The organism is Algoriphagus jejuensis, from assembly GCF_039523455.1.
Lineage (GTDB): Bacteria > Bacteroidota > Bacteroidia > Cytophagales > Cyclobacteriaceae > Algoriphagus > Algoriphagus jejuensis.
Map to the genome: position 1 here is coordinate 151,418 of NZ_BAAAFI010000046.1, position 14,016 is coordinate 165,433.

A 14,016-nucleotide genomic window follows, 5' to 3' on the forward strand; every position below is an offset into this window, starting at 1 on the left:
AATGTTTAACGATTTTGTTTATCTATCCCCTCCTGCGATTGAGGATTATATGTTTTCGGTGCAGGATCGTTTATCTATGTGAAGCGGTCTATTCATCAAAGACAATGGTGTATCCACGGATGCCGTGCTCATGAGAATCCAAACCGGTTCTTTCATGCTCTTCAGATACGCGGATTCCTACAGTCTTTTTCAGAACAAAGAAGATAGCAAAGGCAGAAGCGAAAGCGGTCGCTCCGCAAATAGCCACACCAATCAGCTGAGTAAAAAAAGAGTGGTCCGGGTTGGTTGAAAAAATACCTACGGCCAATGTACCCCATACACCGCAAGTCAAATGAACTGAGACTGCGCCGACAACATCATCAAGCCTTACTTTATCCAATAGCACCGCAGAGATCACCACCAAGATTCCGCCAACAAAGCCCACAAGGACTGCAGTACCCGGATTAATCACATCTGCGCCTGCTGTAATAGAGACAAGTCCGGCCAATATTCCGTTCAGCACCATCCCGAGATCCAGTCGCTTGAATGCGAAATATGCCGCCAAGAAACCACCCATTCCACCGGCACAAGCCGCCAAACTAGTCGTAACCAAAACAAAGGAAACTAACCCGGGATCTGCAGAGAGTACTGAGCCGCCATTGAATCCGAACCATCCTAACCACAACAAAAACACCCCGATTACCGCCAGCGGAACACTTGCACCTGGTTTCTCGATGGTTTTACCGTTTACATATTTACCGATACGGGGGCCAACTAGGATCACTCCGGCCAAGGCTCCCCATCCACCTACAGAGTGAACGAGTGTGCTACCTGCGAAATCATAGAATCCCATCTCGTTCAATGCACCGCCACCCCACTTCCAACTCCCGATGATCGGATAAACCAAACCAACAAAGAATAGGGTGAAGATCAAATAAGCGCCCAACTTGACACGCTCAGCTATCGCACCGGATACGATGGTTGCCGCAGTCGCTGCAAACATCGCCTGAAATAAGAAGTCTGTCCAGTAGGTATACCCCGCGGAAGCATAATCCGCCGTCACGTCAGCAGTCTCAGGAGCAAACCAGAACATGCTCCAACCACCTGCGTCGAACGCAAACCAGCCAGGAACTTCGAAACCCGGGTACATTAAGTAAAAGCCAACAGCGGCATAAGACAAAATGCCGATAATTGGCGTAACGGTATTCTTGAAGAGAATATTCACCGTGTTTTTGGCTTGGCCAAATCCCGCTTCTACCCCGGCAAATCCCAAGTGCATTATAAACACCAAGGCGGTAGAGAGCATCATCCATACATTGTTTGTCGTCAGGAGATTCTGAGAGAGCTCCGTAGACAAATCGATCGCGGCCAAATCTTGGGCCAACAGGGGTGCGAAATAATTCATTAGGTTTCGGTTAAATTTTGAACGTTTTCAGAATTTAAAATAGGTTTGAGAACAATTGTTTCTTTCGAATGTAATTATAAAAAAAGCATAAAAACAAACTTCATTTTCAAATAAAATCAATAATTCGAAGATTTATAGATCTAATTTCAACCATTTATTACATTTTTTTCAAAATTTATTCAATTTCACAGTGTTTTGGACACTAGGTAAATCAAAAAATAAAATTTGGATAATCTTCAGGAAATTCTTTGAAATCGATTACGAGAGTTGTCAAACAGAACTTATTGAATGATTTTTATTGTTTTAAAAAACATAATTCCAAGTATTCTGCATTTTTGGAATTTTTCCCTTTTGATCAATTTTTATGAAAAACATAAATTTTTAAAAATTTGACTTTTTTTTAAGGACAAATCAAAAAACGATACAGTTTTAACTGATATCAGGTAAAAATTTTATGCTTGATCAAAAAAAAAAACCCGGAATTAACCGGGTTTTCAATAAAAAATTAAAGAGACCTTTATTTCGATAGAGTCGCAAACTCTTTTGCAAAGTAGGAGAGGATTATTTTTGCCCCGGATCGCTTGATAGAAAGCAAAACTTCCTGCATTGCACGGTCAGAATCCAACCAACCTTGCCTTGCAGCGGCCTTGATCATACTGTATTCGCCCGAAACATTATATGCGGCGATCGGCAATGGGCTGTTCTCACTAAGAAGCTTGATAATATCCAAATAACTCAACGCCGGCTTGACCATCAGGAAATCTGCGCCCTCTTCAGTATCAAGAGCTGCCTCAATCAAGGCTTCTTGGGAATTGGCCGGATTCATCTGATAGGTTTTCTTGTCTCCAAACTTCGGCGCAGAATCCAGCGCGTCCCTGAATGGTCCATAAAATGCACTCGCATACTTGGCCGTGTAGGACATGATTGAGGTATCTGTGAAGCCGCTTTCATCCAAAAGGCTCCGGATGTACCCCACTCTGCCGTCCATCATATCCGACGGACCCAGAATATCCACTCCCGCATCTGCCTGTGCCAAAGACATTCGCCCAAGGATTTCAAGCGTCTCGTCATTTAGAATTTTACCATCTTTGACCAATCCATCATGCCCATCGCTGCTATATGGATCCATAGCGACGTCTGACATCAGGCAAACCTCAGGAAACTGCTTTTTGATCTCGCGCAGCGCTTTTAGGTAAAAAGTCTCTGGATTATAGCTTTCAGTAGCGGCCTCATTTTTCAAGGACTCAGGATATGCAGGAAAAACATCGAAGCCTCTGATCCCGAGCTTCATGCATTCCTCGATCTCCCTCAGCAGCTGATCCTGCGAAAACCTAAAAATCCCTGGCATTGAATTCACTTCAACTTTCTTGTTGAAGCCATCGATCAAGAAAAGCGGGAATATCAGGTCCTTGACTGACAAGCTGGTTTCCTCGACGAGATTTCTTACAGCTTCAGATTTTCGATTGCGGCGGGGTCTTCTAAGCATCATATCTTCATTGTTAACGGCACCAAAGTTAACCATAGGCTGTGTAACCTTTCTCCAATAACCGAAAAAAGCATCCCGGGAACTCCAGAATGCCTGAAGAGGTCATTCGGCGAAAGACCCCATCTTATACCTCCGTTTACTACGCGTCAAGAAGGGCGTGGATTCTATCCACCTCCAACCCCTCATAGTTTTTGATGTAATGATCACAGACAGGCAGCTCTTCTTTGGTATGGGAGGAAAGAACTCCCACTACCTTCATTCCGGCATTTTTCGCAGCCGAAACGCCCGAAAAGGAATCTTCAAACACCACGCATTGACTCGGTTCAAGAGATAGGTTTTGCGCAGTCTTGAGATAAACCTCCGGGTCAGGTTTGTGCTTGCTGACATGTTCGCTCGCCAATGCAGACTCTAAATGAGGAAAAAGATCCAGCTTGCCTGCGATTAACTCCAAATTGGCAAAGGGCGCAGAAGTTGCCACAGCGGTTTTGAAGCCACTTTTTCTCAAAGCCTGGAAAAAAGGCATAAACCCGAAAATCGGATCCACTTGAGACTGGTAGATTTCTCTGAAAAGACTTTCCTTCTCATCCTCCAAATCCAAGAGTTCCTGACCTTCAATCTTTCTTCCCAGAAAATGGCTCAAAATGTAGCCGTTATTCTTTCCATACATATGGAGCGCAAAATCCTCCTCTGTCGGAAAAAGCTCACGCTTTTCAAAGAATTGCTTAAAGGCTTTTGAATGGAACGGATTGGTGTGACAGATTACGCCATCCATGTCGAAAATTACTGCGTGTGGCATCGTGTATATAATAAGGTGTACTGTGGAGGGTAACCAGATCAGATTTCAAAAAGTGCGATTTCAATCCTGATTATTAAACCCGGAAATTACATGCTCGATAATATCGCAGCATTCATGTATCTGCTCCTCGGTCATCACCAACGGCGGTGCAAATCGGATGATATTGCCATGGGTAGGCTTCGCCAAAAGGCCATTTTCAGCTAGCCCCATACAAATATCCCAAGCAGTAGAGCTTTCCTCACTGTCATTGATCACCAAAGCATTCAGCAAACCCTTTCCTCTGACCAGCTTGGCAATTGAATATTTAGCTACCACTTGCTGCATCCGATCCCGGAAAACAACCCCGAGTTTCTCCGCATTTTCAGCCAATTTCTCATCCTTCACTACTTCCAAAGCAGCCATCGCAACTTTGGCCCCGAGAGGATTTCCTCCAAACGTAGATCCGTGCTGGCCCGGCTTGATCACATTCATGATCTCATCATCTGCCAAAACAGCGGACACCGGGTATAATCCTCCGGAAATCGCTTTACCCAAAATCAACATATCAGGACGTACATTTTCATGATCCACCGCCAAGAGCTTGCCGGTCCGGGCGATTCCGGTTTGAATCTCGTCGGCAATGAAAAGCACGTTTTTATTTTTACAAAGCTGACTCGCCTGACGCAGATATCCCTCCTGCGGGACGTATACACCTGCCTCGCCCTGAATCGGCTCTACAAGAAAGGCCACGACATCATCGATCTTAAGCGCCTCGGTCAATGCCTCTATACTATTATAAGGTATGCGAACGAACCCATCCGTAAATGGTCCAAAACTCTTTCGTGCATTTTCGTCATTGGAAAATGAGATGATCGTGGTGGTTCGTCCGTGAAAGTTGTTTTCGGCCACGATAATTTTAGCCTTATTGTCTGCAATACCTTTTCGCTCATAGCCCCATTTCCTGGCGATTTTGATCGCTGTCTCCACTCCTTCTGCGCCGGTGTTCATAGGTAACACCTTATCATAACCGAAGAACTCGGACAGATATTTCTCAAACGGACCCAACACATTATTATGAAAGGCGCGCGAAGTTAAGGTCAAAATTCCCGCCTGCTCGACCAGCGCGTTCACTATTCTGGGATGACAGTGCCCCTGATTCACGGCGGAATAGGCAGATAGAAAATCATAATATCTTTTCCCTTCGACATCCCAAAGAAATACACCCTCTCCCCTGGCCAGAACAACGGGTAACGGATGATAATTGTGAGCTCCATATCTTTCTTCTAGTTCGATTGCTTGGCTGCTGGAGGTAAGGGTTGACATGTTTTGATTATTTTTACGCTGTTCTCAAAATTGATTAAACTCAAATATAGTAAATGCCCCCTGGCCAAGCCATGAAAGTAGAAAAGAAGCCCATGCCGACATTGAACACCAAAGACTACTACATCAATGATAAAGGTTTGATGGTTTTCACAGAAAACTACCACCTCCGTCGGGGCTATTGCTGTGGAAACGGCTGCAAACATTGTCCGTACCCAAAAGCCTGAGGAAAAGCTGAATATTTTTAAAATGGGCTGTTGTTAATTCCCGAAAAGTTCCGATATTTGCAGACTCATTACAGAAACGCATTTTACTTACGATACGAAATCATGGCAAAAGTTTGTGACATAACCGGAAAAAGACCTCAAGTAGGTAATAACGTGTCCCATGCAAACAACAAAACCAAGCGTAGATTTTACCCAAATCTTCACAAGAAGAGCTTCTACGTCCCAGAGGAAGACGCATGGATCACTTTGAAAGTTTGCTCTAAGGCATTGAAAACTATCAACAAGAACGGCATCACTGCAGTTTTGAAAAAAGCTCAGGATTCTGGAATGATTGTTATCAAATAATCAACGTCACTTCCCTTAAATCAACACAGAGATGGCTAAGAAAGGCAATAGAGTACAAGTGATTATGGAATGCACCGAGCACAAAAACTCCGGCATGCCAGGTACTTCAAGATACATCACTACCAAAAACAGAAAAAATACGACTGAAAGATTGGAGCTGAAGAAATTCAATCCTATCCTGAAGAAAGTAACTGTTCATAAAGAAATCAAGTAAATTAGCTCGGGTCTGATCCCGCTTAAACAACACAGAAATGGCTAAGAAAGTAGTAGCAACCCTGAAAAAAGAAGGTGGCGTATCTTACGCCAAAGTGATCCGTGCCGTAAAGTCTGAAAAGACCGGTGCTTATACCTTCAGAGAAGAAATGGTTCCTTCCCCACTGGTACAGGAAACCTTGAAAAAATAATTTGCCAAGCGCATCGTAATGCACTTTGAGTCCCTCTGGTCAAAAATCAGCAGGGACTTTTTCATTATATTCCACTTTTAAAACACAACGCAGCATGGGAATCTTTGGATTTTTCTCGAAAGAAAAAAAAGAAAGTCTGGATCAAGGGCTTCAGAAAACCAGCGAATCCATTTTTTCCAAATTAAGCAAAGCTGTCGTAGGCAAATCCCAAGTAGATGAGGAAGTACTCGATCAGCTGGAAGAGATCCTCATCACCTCTGATGTCGGAGTGGACACTACAATCAAGGTCATCCGAAGGATTGAAGATCGCGTCGCTAAAGACAAATACCTCAACTCCTCGGAATTGGATGTGATTTTACGCGAAGAGATCGCTTCCCTTTTAGAGGAAAACAATACACAGGATCTCCTTGATTTTGAAATCCCAGCAGACAAAAAGCCTTACGTCCTCATGGTCGTCGGAGTCAATGGCGTCGGCAAAACGACCACCATCGGCAAATTGGCCTCCCTCTTCAAAAACGCCGGAAAATCAGTGGTGCTTGGAGCAGCAGATACCTTCAGAGCGGCCGCCGTGGATCAGCTGATTCTTTGGGGAGACCGAGTTGGTGTGCCGGTCGTGTCTCACGGAATGAATACCGATCCAGCATCGGTAGCGTTTGATGCGGTAAAACGAGGAGTAGATACTGGCGCCGACATCGTCATCATTGATACCGCCGGCCGATTGCATACCAAGGTCAACTTGATGAACGAGCTAAGCAAGATCAAACGTGTCATGCAGAAGTTCATCCCTGATGCTCCGCACGAAATCTTGCTGGTCTTGGACGGCTCCACCGGTCAAAATGCTTTTATCCAGGCCAAAGAATTCACCAAAGTCACGGACATCACTGCCTTGGCAATCACCAAACTAGACGGTACTGCAAAAGGTGGCGTTGTAATCGGGATCTCAGATCAATTCAAGATTCCGGTCAAATACATCGGTGTCGGCGAGAAAATGACGGATCTCCAGCTATTCAATCGAAAAGAATTTGTCGATTCTCTTTTCAAAAAGAACTAAAAATCCCCTATCGACTTAGATACCCCGGCCGCACCGGGGTATTTTTTTTTGTAAAAAATTTGAACATTCAATGACGATTGACGTTATTTACTATGATATCATTTTAACATCATATTGAAATGGAAAAGACAACCAAACCCAGCTCAGGATACATCATGGTTTTCCTGGTATTACTCGGAATCATTGCCGCCGTATTTCTTCTGGTTGCAAGAGCACCCATTGGCGCAGCTTTCATTTTTCTCTCCCTTCTATGTTTGCCTGGATTCTTCATCGTAGAGCCCAACAAAGCCATGGTTCTATTGCTTTTTGGCAACTACAAAGGAAGCGTAAAAGCGAATGGGTTCTACTGGGTCAACCCTTTCATGACCAAAAAGAAAATATCACTTCGGGTGAGGAATTTCGAAAACAAGCCTGTCAAAGTGAATGACAAGATCGGTAATCCGGTCATGATCGGAACGATCGTAGTCTGGCAGGTGGAAGATACCTTCAAAGCCACTTTCGATGTGGATGACTATGAAAACTTCGTCCACCTACAGTCTGACGCAGCCATTCGAAAGATGGCTGGTCTTTATCCATACGATAACTTTGAGGCTGAGGAAGCTGAAATCACGCTGAGATCAGGCGTCGAGGATGTGAATCATTCTCTGGAGAAAGAAATCAGTGAAAGGCTAAATCATGCCGGAATCAAAGTAATCGAAGCCCGAATTTCCCATTTGGCCTACGCATCGGAGATTGCGTCTGCGATGCTCCAAAGACAACAAGCCACGGCTATCGTTGCAGCAAGACAGAAAATCGTGGAAGGAGCCGTCGGCATGGTCGAAATGGCGCTAGCTGATCTCAAAATGAAAGACATCATCGAATTTGATGATGAGAAAAAAGCAGTGATGGTGTCCAACCTGATGGTCGTCCTTTGCTCTGACAGAAGCGCACAACCCGTGTTAAATGTCGGTACTTTAAATCAGTAACTCATGTACGGCCGGATTTTCAAAGAAGAGCAAACCTATCGAGGCACTTGGGTGATGTATCTGATCCTGATGCTGGAGATTCCTACGCTTATTCTGGTAAGTGTAGTGGTGCTTTCCGGCAAATCAACGGACATACAGGACGGAATGATTGCCTTGATCTCCGTTTTCACCATAATGGCATTGGTGATGGGGTTGATATTCAACATCAAACTGGAAACCCGAATTGATGACTCGGGCATCCATTACAACTATTTCCCTTTCGTCAAGTGGAGACTGATCGAAAAATCACGAATACACCAAGCCAAAATCGAATCCTTCAACCCACTGATGGACCATGGAGGCTGGGGGATCAAAGGAAATAGCACGACCAAAGCCTACACCGTGATCGGTGACAGCGGACTTTCCATTGATCTGGGGGAGAAGAAAAAGGTTCTGATCGGCACACAAAAGCCGAAAGAACTGCGTGAGTTTATAGAAAATTGGATGGAGGATTAAATCATGTCAAAGAAAAAAGCATTTGCGCTCCGACTCGATGAATCCATGATGAAGGCATTGGAAAAGTGGGCAGCCGATGAATTTAGAAGTACCAACGGCCAATTGGAGTGGATTATCCGGGAATCGCTCCGAAAAGCAGGAAGACTACCAAAAGGATCTTCCGAGCCCGAAAGCGACTAGGCGGTAAAGAACCAAAATCACCAAAAGGCGGAGCGATCCGCCTTTTTTACTTCCCAAAAAACCCCCGAAGAGTGAGTCAAGAAAGTCTAACTGCATTTGTTTTGGTAACTTGCGGAGCAATTCACAAAGCATGAAAAAAGCAATCAGTTTCGTCATTCGCTATATCCCCAGACCAATCCTTCAAACCGTCAGCCCGATGGTGATGAAACTCTTTTCACAACTAAATAAGGGAACGGATGTCGAGTGCCCGGTCTGCAAAAGCCAATACAAGAAATTTCTACCCTACGGAAGAGTCGCAAGGGAAAACGCGCTTTGTCCAAGCTGTCTCGCACTGGAGAGACATCGCCTGATGTGGCTTTTTCTCCAAGAGAAAACAGAGTTCTTTACCAGAAAGCTGAAAGTCCTTCATATTGCACCTGAGCATTGTTTTATTGATCGGTTTGAAGCGCTTCCAAATCTGGATTACATCACCGCCGATATTGAGTCGCCATTGGCAAAAGTCAAGATGGACGTTCACTCAATTCCGTTCACTGACAATACCTTCGATGTGGTTTTTTGCAATCACGTCTTAGAGCATGTCGAGGATGATATCTTGGCGTGCTCCGAATTCAACCGTGTACTGAAGCCAAATGGATGGGGAATCCTACAATCTCCGGTTTACAATCTGGAAAAAACCTTGGAGGACAAGTCCATCACCGATCCTACCGAGCGAGAGCGCTTATTTGGACAGCGGGATCATGTTAGGAAGTTTGGAAAAGATTACGCTGAAAGACTGCGCAAATCAGGGCTCCAGATTGAGGAAAATCTGTTCGTAAAAGCCCTTTCCGCTGAAAAAGTTAAGCGCTTCGCCTTGGCTCCGGACGAAGTGATTTTTGTTTGTAGAAAAGGAAATTAACGACTGACGCTTTTCCTGAAAAGCTCCACGATCAAGCCAGCACCGTATCCGCAAAGCTGGATAACCGAGGTCATCAGCGCCAAACCTCCCACGGATATCGACTTGTACTTCCAACATGCCGTGTAGACAACCAAGCCAGCCCAGATGCCGATTATAAGCAAATGAGGGATTAGAAAAATCTGAAAAAAGAGGCAATTGAAGATAATAGAAAGTACGAAAAACAGAAAAATGGTCGGCAGCCAATGTACCAACTTAATGGCTTCCGGGTGAAACCTGGACACGTTGACCCGGTTTCTTCCAAAAGAAAAGGCCTGCTTTGCAAATGAAACCAGCGTGTTTTTCCGCTTATGGAACACGAAGGCCTCCTCAACCAATTCTAGCTTAAACCCGTTTTTTTTGATCCGTAAACTCCATTCAATATCTTCTCCACGATTAGGATCTACAAATCCACCCAAGATTTCAAATACTTGGCGCGAAACTCCCATGTTGAAGCCCCGAGCTTGGTATTTTGAAGGATCTTTTAACTTCCCCCTGATTCCACCCGTCGTCCAAAACGAAGTCATCGCAAAATCCATCGCTTTTTGGAGATTTGAAAAATCTGAGGCTGCAGCATCCGGACCGCCAAAAGCGTCCAATTTCCTTTCCAGAATCGTCTTTTTCAAAACCATCAAATAGTCCGATGGCAAAATCACATCAGAATCCAAGATGACAAAAAAATTAGCTCTGGCTTTGGTCATTCCCAAATTCCGGGCAAATCCCTGACCTTGGTTTTCCTGGAAAAAATACCGTACCGTAAAAATCGATTCAAAACGAGAGGCGACTATATCGGATTTTGTTGTGGATCCGTCCTCAACCAAAATCACTTCAAATTCCCGGAAGGATTGAATAGCTAAACTGGAAAGTAGCTCCTGGACTTCCGAAGGCCGATTGTAAACCGGTATGATGATCGAAAAAAACATCAGAAGTCGAAGTTCAACTCTTCGTCGATCTTATATTCGATTTCTTTGGACTGATTAGATGTCATCAGCTCAGCAATAAAACCAGTGACAAACAGTTGAACTCCTATGATCAAGGCTACCAAGGCCAAAAAAAACAGCGGCTGGTCCACGATTTCGCGGACTTTCAATCCTTTGCTTAGCCCGTAGATTTTCTCAAAAATCAACCAGGCCGTAATTAAGAACCCAGAAAGAAACGAGAAGCTGCCCAAAAGCCCAAAAAAATGCATGGGCTTTTTCTTATATCGATGGACAAATGAAACGGTGATCAGATCCAAAAAACCGTTCAGAAACCGCTCCAAGCCAAATTTGGAATAGCCGTATTTTCGAGGCTGATGTTGGACTATCTTCTCGCCGATTTTCCCAAAGCCATTCCACTTAGAGAGCAGCGGTATGTAACGGTGCATTTCCCCATAGATATGGATATTTTTCACCACCTTATTGCGGTAAGCTTTCAGCCCGCAGTTGAAGTCGTGCAATTGGATTCCTGAGATCCAGCGAGTCACTCCATTAAAAAATTTGGAGGGTATCGTCTTGGATATCGGGTCGTGGCGTTCCTTTTTCCAACCTGACACGACATCCAGCCCATCATCAGTCACCATGGTATAAAGCCCAGGAATTTCATCCGGACTGTCCTGCAAGTCAGCATCCATCGTGATCACGACATCCCCTACCGCTCGTCGGAAGCCTGCGTCTAAGGCAGCGGATTTACCGAAATTCCTGGTAAAATTAAGTCCTTTGAGATTGGAATTTTGGGAGGATAATTTTTGGATCGACTCCCAGGAACGATCCGTACTGCCATCATTGATCAGGATCACCTCATAAGAAAAGCCGTGGTCGTTCATGACACGGCTGATCCATTCGGTAAGTTCTGGCAATGATTCTTCCTCGTTGAAAACAGGAACAACTACGGAAATTTGAGTCATGGATTAATAGTCTAGCGATTTGTCGCGTTTCTTTAGGATTGCCGCCAAAATTAAAGCGATAATCGCATAAAAGATCAAACCGAAGGCAAAGTTTTTCAGCTGACCGCCGATGGTAAACGACGCGGCTGTGTTGTTGCGAATTTCATCCAAAGTAGCAGGAGGCAGCGCGTCTGCATCCTGGCCGAAGCTTTCCATCATCTCCAAAGATTTGTCAAAAGCGATGTCGGTCAAGACCTGAGGAAGCGATGGGTCGATCACGTGAAAAAGGAGTACTTGACCGATTAGGGACACAATTCCAGAAATCAACATGGCTATGAAGCTGAAATTAAATGCTGTCCCAAAGCTCATGTAGCCGCCGATTTCTTCACGGTATTGTTTGCCAAAATAAATGATCAACCCGAAGAAGACCACGATAGAAATCAATAACATCCACATAGATGCCAGTAAACTGGAATCAATAAAATACGCTATATAAGTAATGGCCAATGCCACCAGACCTATGGTAAGTCCTGGCTTAATCGCTGCTTGAAGGGGTGTTTGTTGCTCTTCCATGAGAAAATCAGTTAGGGTTTTTCCTGAAAATAATGGAAATAATAATGCTAAAAAACATTCCAGGGACGATTTTCCAAAGTCCATCGTTCAAAGCAACATCCCAGGGGGACATCCCATTCAAATTTTCCTCGGTAGCTGAAAAGGACTTTTCTCCTAACTGAGACACGATGGCCTCTCTATTTCCAAGCAAAACACGGAGCTTACTTTCCTTAATCGTTTCAAATAGTTCAGGCGATAAACACAGAATCACCCAAATACCAAGCGCTGACAAAACCCCAAGTAAAGTATAGGTCACAAATCCGACAGTCATCCCTTCAGAAAAGGAAAGAAAACCGGCGTTAGCATAATCCTTAAAATATTTAATCGAAAGAAATACTGCTACCGGAACCAAAACGTAGCCGAAAAGCAAGTTTAAGTTCGTAGGATCATGATACAAAAAGGAAAGACTGTAAAAGGAGATTATGCTCAAAACACCTCCCAGGGCTCCAAATTGATAGGCAGACGTAAAATATTTAGTCATCCGTCTTGATCAATTGGCCTTTTTGGAAAACATATTTGACTTTACCAATAAGCTCTGTTCCAAACCAAGGATTGTTAGCGGACAGTGACTTGTTTGACTTCTCATCGAAAACCCATTTTTCTGTAGGATCAAAAATAGTCCAAGTCGGATTTGAAGTAGAAAGGATGCGTTCGGGCCCATTGGTTATCTTCTCGATTAACAGTTCCCAGGGCAGCTCCTCGGATAGCTGAACCAAGGCCGGAAGGAAAGTCTGCAACCCCGCCATCCCAAAAGCTGCCAAGTCAAACTCCGCAAACTTCGAATCAAAATCCTGAGGCTGATGATTGGAAACAATCGCATTGATGGTACCATCTTTAAGTCCTTCGATCAATGCTGCCTTGTCTTCCTCGCCTCGGAATGGAGGTTTTACCTTATAGTTGGGTTCAAAAGTCACTAAATCAGCGTCCGAAAACACCAACTGATAAATCGACACGTCTGCGGTCACTGCTAGTCCCTGTGCTTTGGCTTCCCGAATCAGAGCTACCCCTTTGGCAGTATTCACAGTTTGAAAATGGACCCGACCGCCTGCATATTTCAAAATCTCTAGATTCCGCTGGATGGAGACATCTTCTGCAAGGTTCGGAATTCCTTTCATCCCCAATTTGGTAGAAATCAAGCCTTCGTGCATCTGTCCAAATATTGCCAACAACGGGTCGTAGGCATGATCAAACAATACCCCGTCAAACTTTTGGAGGTATTGCAAAATCTTCATGTATCGGTCAGAATTCGCCAAGGTTTTAATCCCATCTCCAAAAAAGCGAAGTCCGGATTGAAAATGCATGTCCAAAATCTCGGTGAGTTCTTCTCCCAGGGCACTCTTCGTGACTGCGCCCATGACATGCAACTGAACACTGTATTTCTTTGCCTTGGTCAACAAAAAATCAACCTCACTTTTGGATTGGATGACGGGTTCTGTGTTCGGCAAGACTAAAGCTTGCGCAAAACCTGAAGCCGTCAAGGATTGGCACAGACTCTCGACTGTCTCACGATACTCTTGACCGGGTTCTCCTAAGCCGCACCGGAGATCGATCCAGCCTTTGGATGCTAAAAACGAGGAAGCGTCTATGGTATCCGCGAACTTCTCTGATCCTGAATCCAAAACCTCTGCGATCGCTTCATTCTCGAAAGTGTAATCTTTGGGTTCCAAAATTGCCCCATCCTGAATCAATCTAAGGCCCTTCAGTAGTACAGTCATCAATTAGAGTTTTGCTGCAAAAGTGCAACATTAATGGATAAAAAGAAAAGTGATCTTGACAAAAGCAGGGCATAATGGAAGCTTCAGCGGCTAGTATTTGGCAGCGAGATCAATTCAGTACTGGACATCTTAGGCCTTATAGCTTGAATTATGAGTCTAAATCAATTTGGCTGACGCTCTAAACGCAAAAAGCCCATTGGAGTGAACCAAAGGGCTTTGAATAATGTGGCGGCGACCTACTCTCCCGGGTGTAACCCCAGTA

18 protein-coding genes are annotated in these 14,016 nt (G+C 44.4%); 9 read left to right on the forward strand and 9 right to left on the reverse strand.

All coding sequences use genetic code 11. From position 1 onward, the window contains the following. Positions 1-88: 88 nt before the first annotated feature. The 4 genes from ABD031_RS19165 to rocD all read right to left on the reverse strand — a co-directional run bounded on the left by ABD031_RS19165 (position 89) and on the right by rocD (position 4,968). Positions 89-1,384: an ammonium transporter gene (locus ABD031_RS19165; RefSeq protein WP_343854305.1), complete on the reverse strand. Its 1,296-nt coding sequence runs from the start codon at positions 1,382-1,384 to the stop codon at positions 89-91. Between the two features lie 517 nt (positions 1,385-1,901). Next, a complete protein-coding gene (hemB, locus tag ABD031_RS19170) occupies positions 1,902-2,870 on the reverse strand; it encodes a porphobilinogen synthase (RefSeq protein ID WP_343854337.1) in 969 nt (322 codons plus the stop codon). Between the two features lie 139 nt (positions 2,871-3,009). Further along, entirely contained in the window at positions 3,010-3,666 is a 657-nt protein-coding gene (locus tag ABD031_RS19175; RefSeq protein WP_343854306.1) for an HAD family hydrolase, read from the reverse strand. A gap of 60 nt (positions 3,667-3,726) precedes the next feature. Beyond that, positions 3,727-4,968, reverse strand: a complete 1,242-nt coding sequence (rocD, locus tag ABD031_RS19180; protein WP_343854307.1) for an ornithine--oxo-acid transaminase — start codon at positions 4,966-4,968, stop codon at positions 3,727-3,729. 71 nt (positions 4,969-5,039) lie between these two features. Here rocD and ABD031_RS19185 point away from each other — a divergent pair, with 71 nt between their 5' ends. From ABD031_RS19185 to ABD031_RS19225, 9 genes are all read left to right on the forward strand, one after another. Beyond that, entirely contained in the window at positions 5,040-5,192 is a 153-nt protein-coding gene (locus tag ABD031_RS19185) for a C1orf53 family protein (RefSeq protein WP_343854308.1), read from the forward strand. A 102-nt stretch (positions 5,193-5,294) separates the two neighbouring features. After that, positions 5,295-5,537: a 50S ribosomal protein L28 gene (rpmB, locus tag ABD031_RS19190; protein WP_026968635.1), complete on the forward strand. Its 243-nt coding sequence runs from the start codon at positions 5,295-5,297 to the stop codon at positions 5,535-5,537. A 31-nt stretch (positions 5,538-5,568) separates the two neighbouring features. Then, positions 5,569-5,751, forward strand: a complete 183-nt coding sequence (gene rpmG, locus ABD031_RS19195) for a 50S ribosomal protein L33 (RefSeq protein ID WP_009036148.1) — start codon at positions 5,569-5,571, stop codon at positions 5,749-5,751. A 37-nt stretch (positions 5,752-5,788) separates the two neighbouring features. Continuing rightward, the gene (locus ABD031_RS19200; RefSeq protein ID WP_343854312.1) at positions 5,789-5,941 is read left to right on the forward strand and encodes a DUF4295 domain-containing protein; all 153 of its coding nucleotides are present in this window, start codon (positions 5,789-5,791) and stop codon (positions 5,939-5,941) included. A gap of 94 nt (positions 5,942-6,035) precedes the next feature. Further along, on the forward strand, positions 6,036-6,992 hold the full coding sequence (gene ftsY / locus ABD031_RS19205; protein WP_343854313.1) for a signal recognition particle-docking protein FtsY: 957 nt from the start codon (positions 6,036-6,038) through the stop codon (positions 6,990-6,992). 119 nt (positions 6,993-7,111) lie between these two features. After that, positions 7,112-7,957, forward strand: a complete 846-nt coding sequence (locus ABD031_RS19210) for an SPFH domain-containing protein (protein WP_343854315.1) — start codon at positions 7,112-7,114, stop codon at positions 7,955-7,957. Positions 7,958-7,960: 3 nt separating this feature from the next. Continuing rightward, positions 7,961-8,452: a hypothetical protein gene (locus tag ABD031_RS19215; protein ID WP_343854317.1), complete on the forward strand. Its 492-nt coding sequence runs from the start codon at positions 7,961-7,963 to the stop codon at positions 8,450-8,452. Between the two features lie 3 nt (positions 8,453-8,455). Continuing rightward, positions 8,456-8,632 carry a type II toxin-antitoxin system antitoxin gene (locus ABD031_RS19220; RefSeq protein ID WP_343854319.1) on the forward strand — a complete coding sequence of 59 codons (177 nt, stop codon included), beginning with the start codon at positions 8,456-8,458 and terminating at the stop codon, positions 8,630-8,632. A 130-nt stretch (positions 8,633-8,762) separates the two neighbouring features. Further along, on the forward strand, positions 8,763-9,527 hold the full coding sequence (locus tag ABD031_RS19225; protein ID WP_343854321.1) for a class I SAM-dependent methyltransferase: 765 nt from the start codon (positions 8,763-8,765) through the stop codon (positions 9,525-9,527). Here ABD031_RS19225 and ABD031_RS19230 read toward each other — a convergent pair. Genes ABD031_RS19230 through ABD031_RS19250 form a run of 5 tightly spaced genes read right to left on the reverse strand, consistent with a single transcriptional unit; the run spans position 9,524 to position 13,754 of the window. After that, on the reverse strand, positions 9,524-10,486 hold the full coding sequence (locus ABD031_RS19230) for a glycosyltransferase (RefSeq protein WP_343854323.1): 963 nt from the start codon (positions 10,484-10,486) through the stop codon (positions 9,524-9,526). The genes ABD031_RS19225 and ABD031_RS19230 overlap by 4 nt on opposite strands. Further along, on the reverse strand, positions 10,486-11,448 hold the full coding sequence (locus ABD031_RS19235) for a glycosyltransferase family 2 protein (protein WP_343854325.1): 963 nt from the start codon (positions 11,446-11,448) through the stop codon (positions 10,486-10,488). Before ABD031_RS19235 ends, ABD031_RS19230 begins: the two co-directional genes overlap by 1 nt. Positions 11,449-11,451: 3 nt before the next feature. Further along, the gene (locus ABD031_RS19240) at positions 11,452-12,000 is read right to left on the reverse strand and encodes a DUF4199 domain-containing protein (RefSeq protein WP_343854327.1); all 549 of its coding nucleotides are present in this window, start codon (positions 11,998-12,000) and stop codon (positions 11,452-11,454) included. Between the two features lie 7 nt (positions 12,001-12,007). Next, the gene (locus ABD031_RS19245; RefSeq protein WP_343854329.1) at positions 12,008-12,520 is read right to left on the reverse strand and encodes a DUF4199 domain-containing protein; all 513 of its coding nucleotides are present in this window, start codon (positions 12,518-12,520) and stop codon (positions 12,008-12,010) included. After that, the gene (locus ABD031_RS19250) at positions 12,513-13,754 is read right to left on the reverse strand and encodes a dihydroorotase (RefSeq protein WP_343854331.1); all 1,242 of its coding nucleotides are present in this window, start codon (positions 13,752-13,754) and stop codon (positions 12,513-12,515) included. Before ABD031_RS19250 ends, ABD031_RS19245 begins: the two co-directional genes overlap by 8 nt. Between the last annotated feature and the right edge of the window lie 262 nt (positions 13,755-14,016).

What these genes read in the sequence shown, in the direction of transcription:
- ftsY (WP_343854313.1), top strand. Translation starts at nt 6,036, where the DNA reads ATGGGAATCTTTGGATTTTTCTCGAAAGAAAAAAAAGAAAGTCTGGAT.
- ABD031_RS19225 (WP_343854321.1), top strand. Translation starts at nt 8,763, where the DNA reads ATGAAAAAAGCAATCAGTTTCGTCATTCGCTATATCCCCAGACCAATC.
- ABD031_RS19245 (WP_343854329.1), bottom strand. Translation starts at nt 12,520, where the DNA reads ATGACTAAATATTTTACGTCTGCCTATCAATTTGGAGCCCTGGGAGGT.
- hemB (WP_343854337.1), bottom strand. Translation starts at nt 2,870, where the DNA reads ATGCTTAGAAGACCCCGCCGCAATCGAAAATCTGAAGCTGTAAGAAAT.
- ABD031_RS19210 (WP_343854315.1), top strand. Translation starts at nt 7,112, where the DNA reads ATGGAAAAGACAACCAAACCCAGCTCAGGATACATCATGGTTTTCCTG.
- rpmG (WP_009036148.1), top strand. Translation starts at nt 5,569, where the DNA reads ATGGCTAAGAAAGGCAATAGAGTACAAGTGATTATGGAATGCACCGAG.
- rpmB (WP_026968635.1), top strand. Translation starts at nt 5,295, where the DNA reads ATGGCAAAAGTTTGTGACATAACCGGAAAAAGACCTCAAGTAGGTAAT.
- ABD031_RS19165 (WP_343854305.1), bottom strand. Translation starts at nt 1,384, where the DNA reads ATGAATTATTTCGCACCCCTGTTGGCCCAAGATTTGGCCGCGATCGAT.
- ABD031_RS19220 (WP_343854319.1), top strand. Translation starts at nt 8,456, where the DNA reads ATGTCAAAGAAAAAAGCATTTGCGCTCCGACTCGATGAATCCATGATG.
- ABD031_RS19200 (WP_343854312.1), top strand. Translation starts at nt 5,789, where the DNA reads ATGGCTAAGAAAGTAGTAGCAACCCTGAAAAAAGAAGGTGGCGTATCT.
- ABD031_RS19185 (WP_343854308.1), top strand. Translation starts at nt 5,040, where the DNA reads ATGAAAGTAGAAAAGAAGCCCATGCCGACATTGAACACCAAAGACTAC.
- ABD031_RS19215 (WP_343854317.1), top strand. Translation starts at nt 7,961, where the DNA reads ATGTACGGCCGGATTTTCAAAGAAGAGCAAACCTATCGAGGCACTTGG.
- ABD031_RS19230 (WP_343854323.1), bottom strand. Translation starts at nt 10,486, where the DNA reads ATGTTTTTTTCGATCATCATACCGGTTTACAATCGGCCTTCGGAAGTC.
- ABD031_RS19250 (WP_343854331.1), bottom strand. Translation starts at nt 13,754, where the DNA reads ATGACTGTACTACTGAAGGGCCTTAGATTGATTCAGGATGGGGCAATT.
- rocD (WP_343854307.1), bottom strand. Translation starts at nt 4,968, where the DNA reads ATGTCAACCCTTACCTCCAGCAGCCAAGCAATCGAACTAGAAGAAAGA.
- ABD031_RS19235 (WP_343854325.1), bottom strand. Translation starts at nt 11,448, where the DNA reads ATGACTCAAATTTCCGTAGTTGTTCCTGTTTTCAACGAGGAAGAATCA.
- ABD031_RS19175 (WP_343854306.1), bottom strand. Translation starts at nt 3,666, where the DNA reads ATGCCACACGCAGTAATTTTCGACATGGATGGCGTAATCTGTCACACC.
- ABD031_RS19240 (WP_343854327.1), bottom strand. Translation starts at nt 12,000, where the DNA reads ATGGAAGAGCAACAAACACCCCTTCAAGCAGCGATTAAGCCAGGACTT.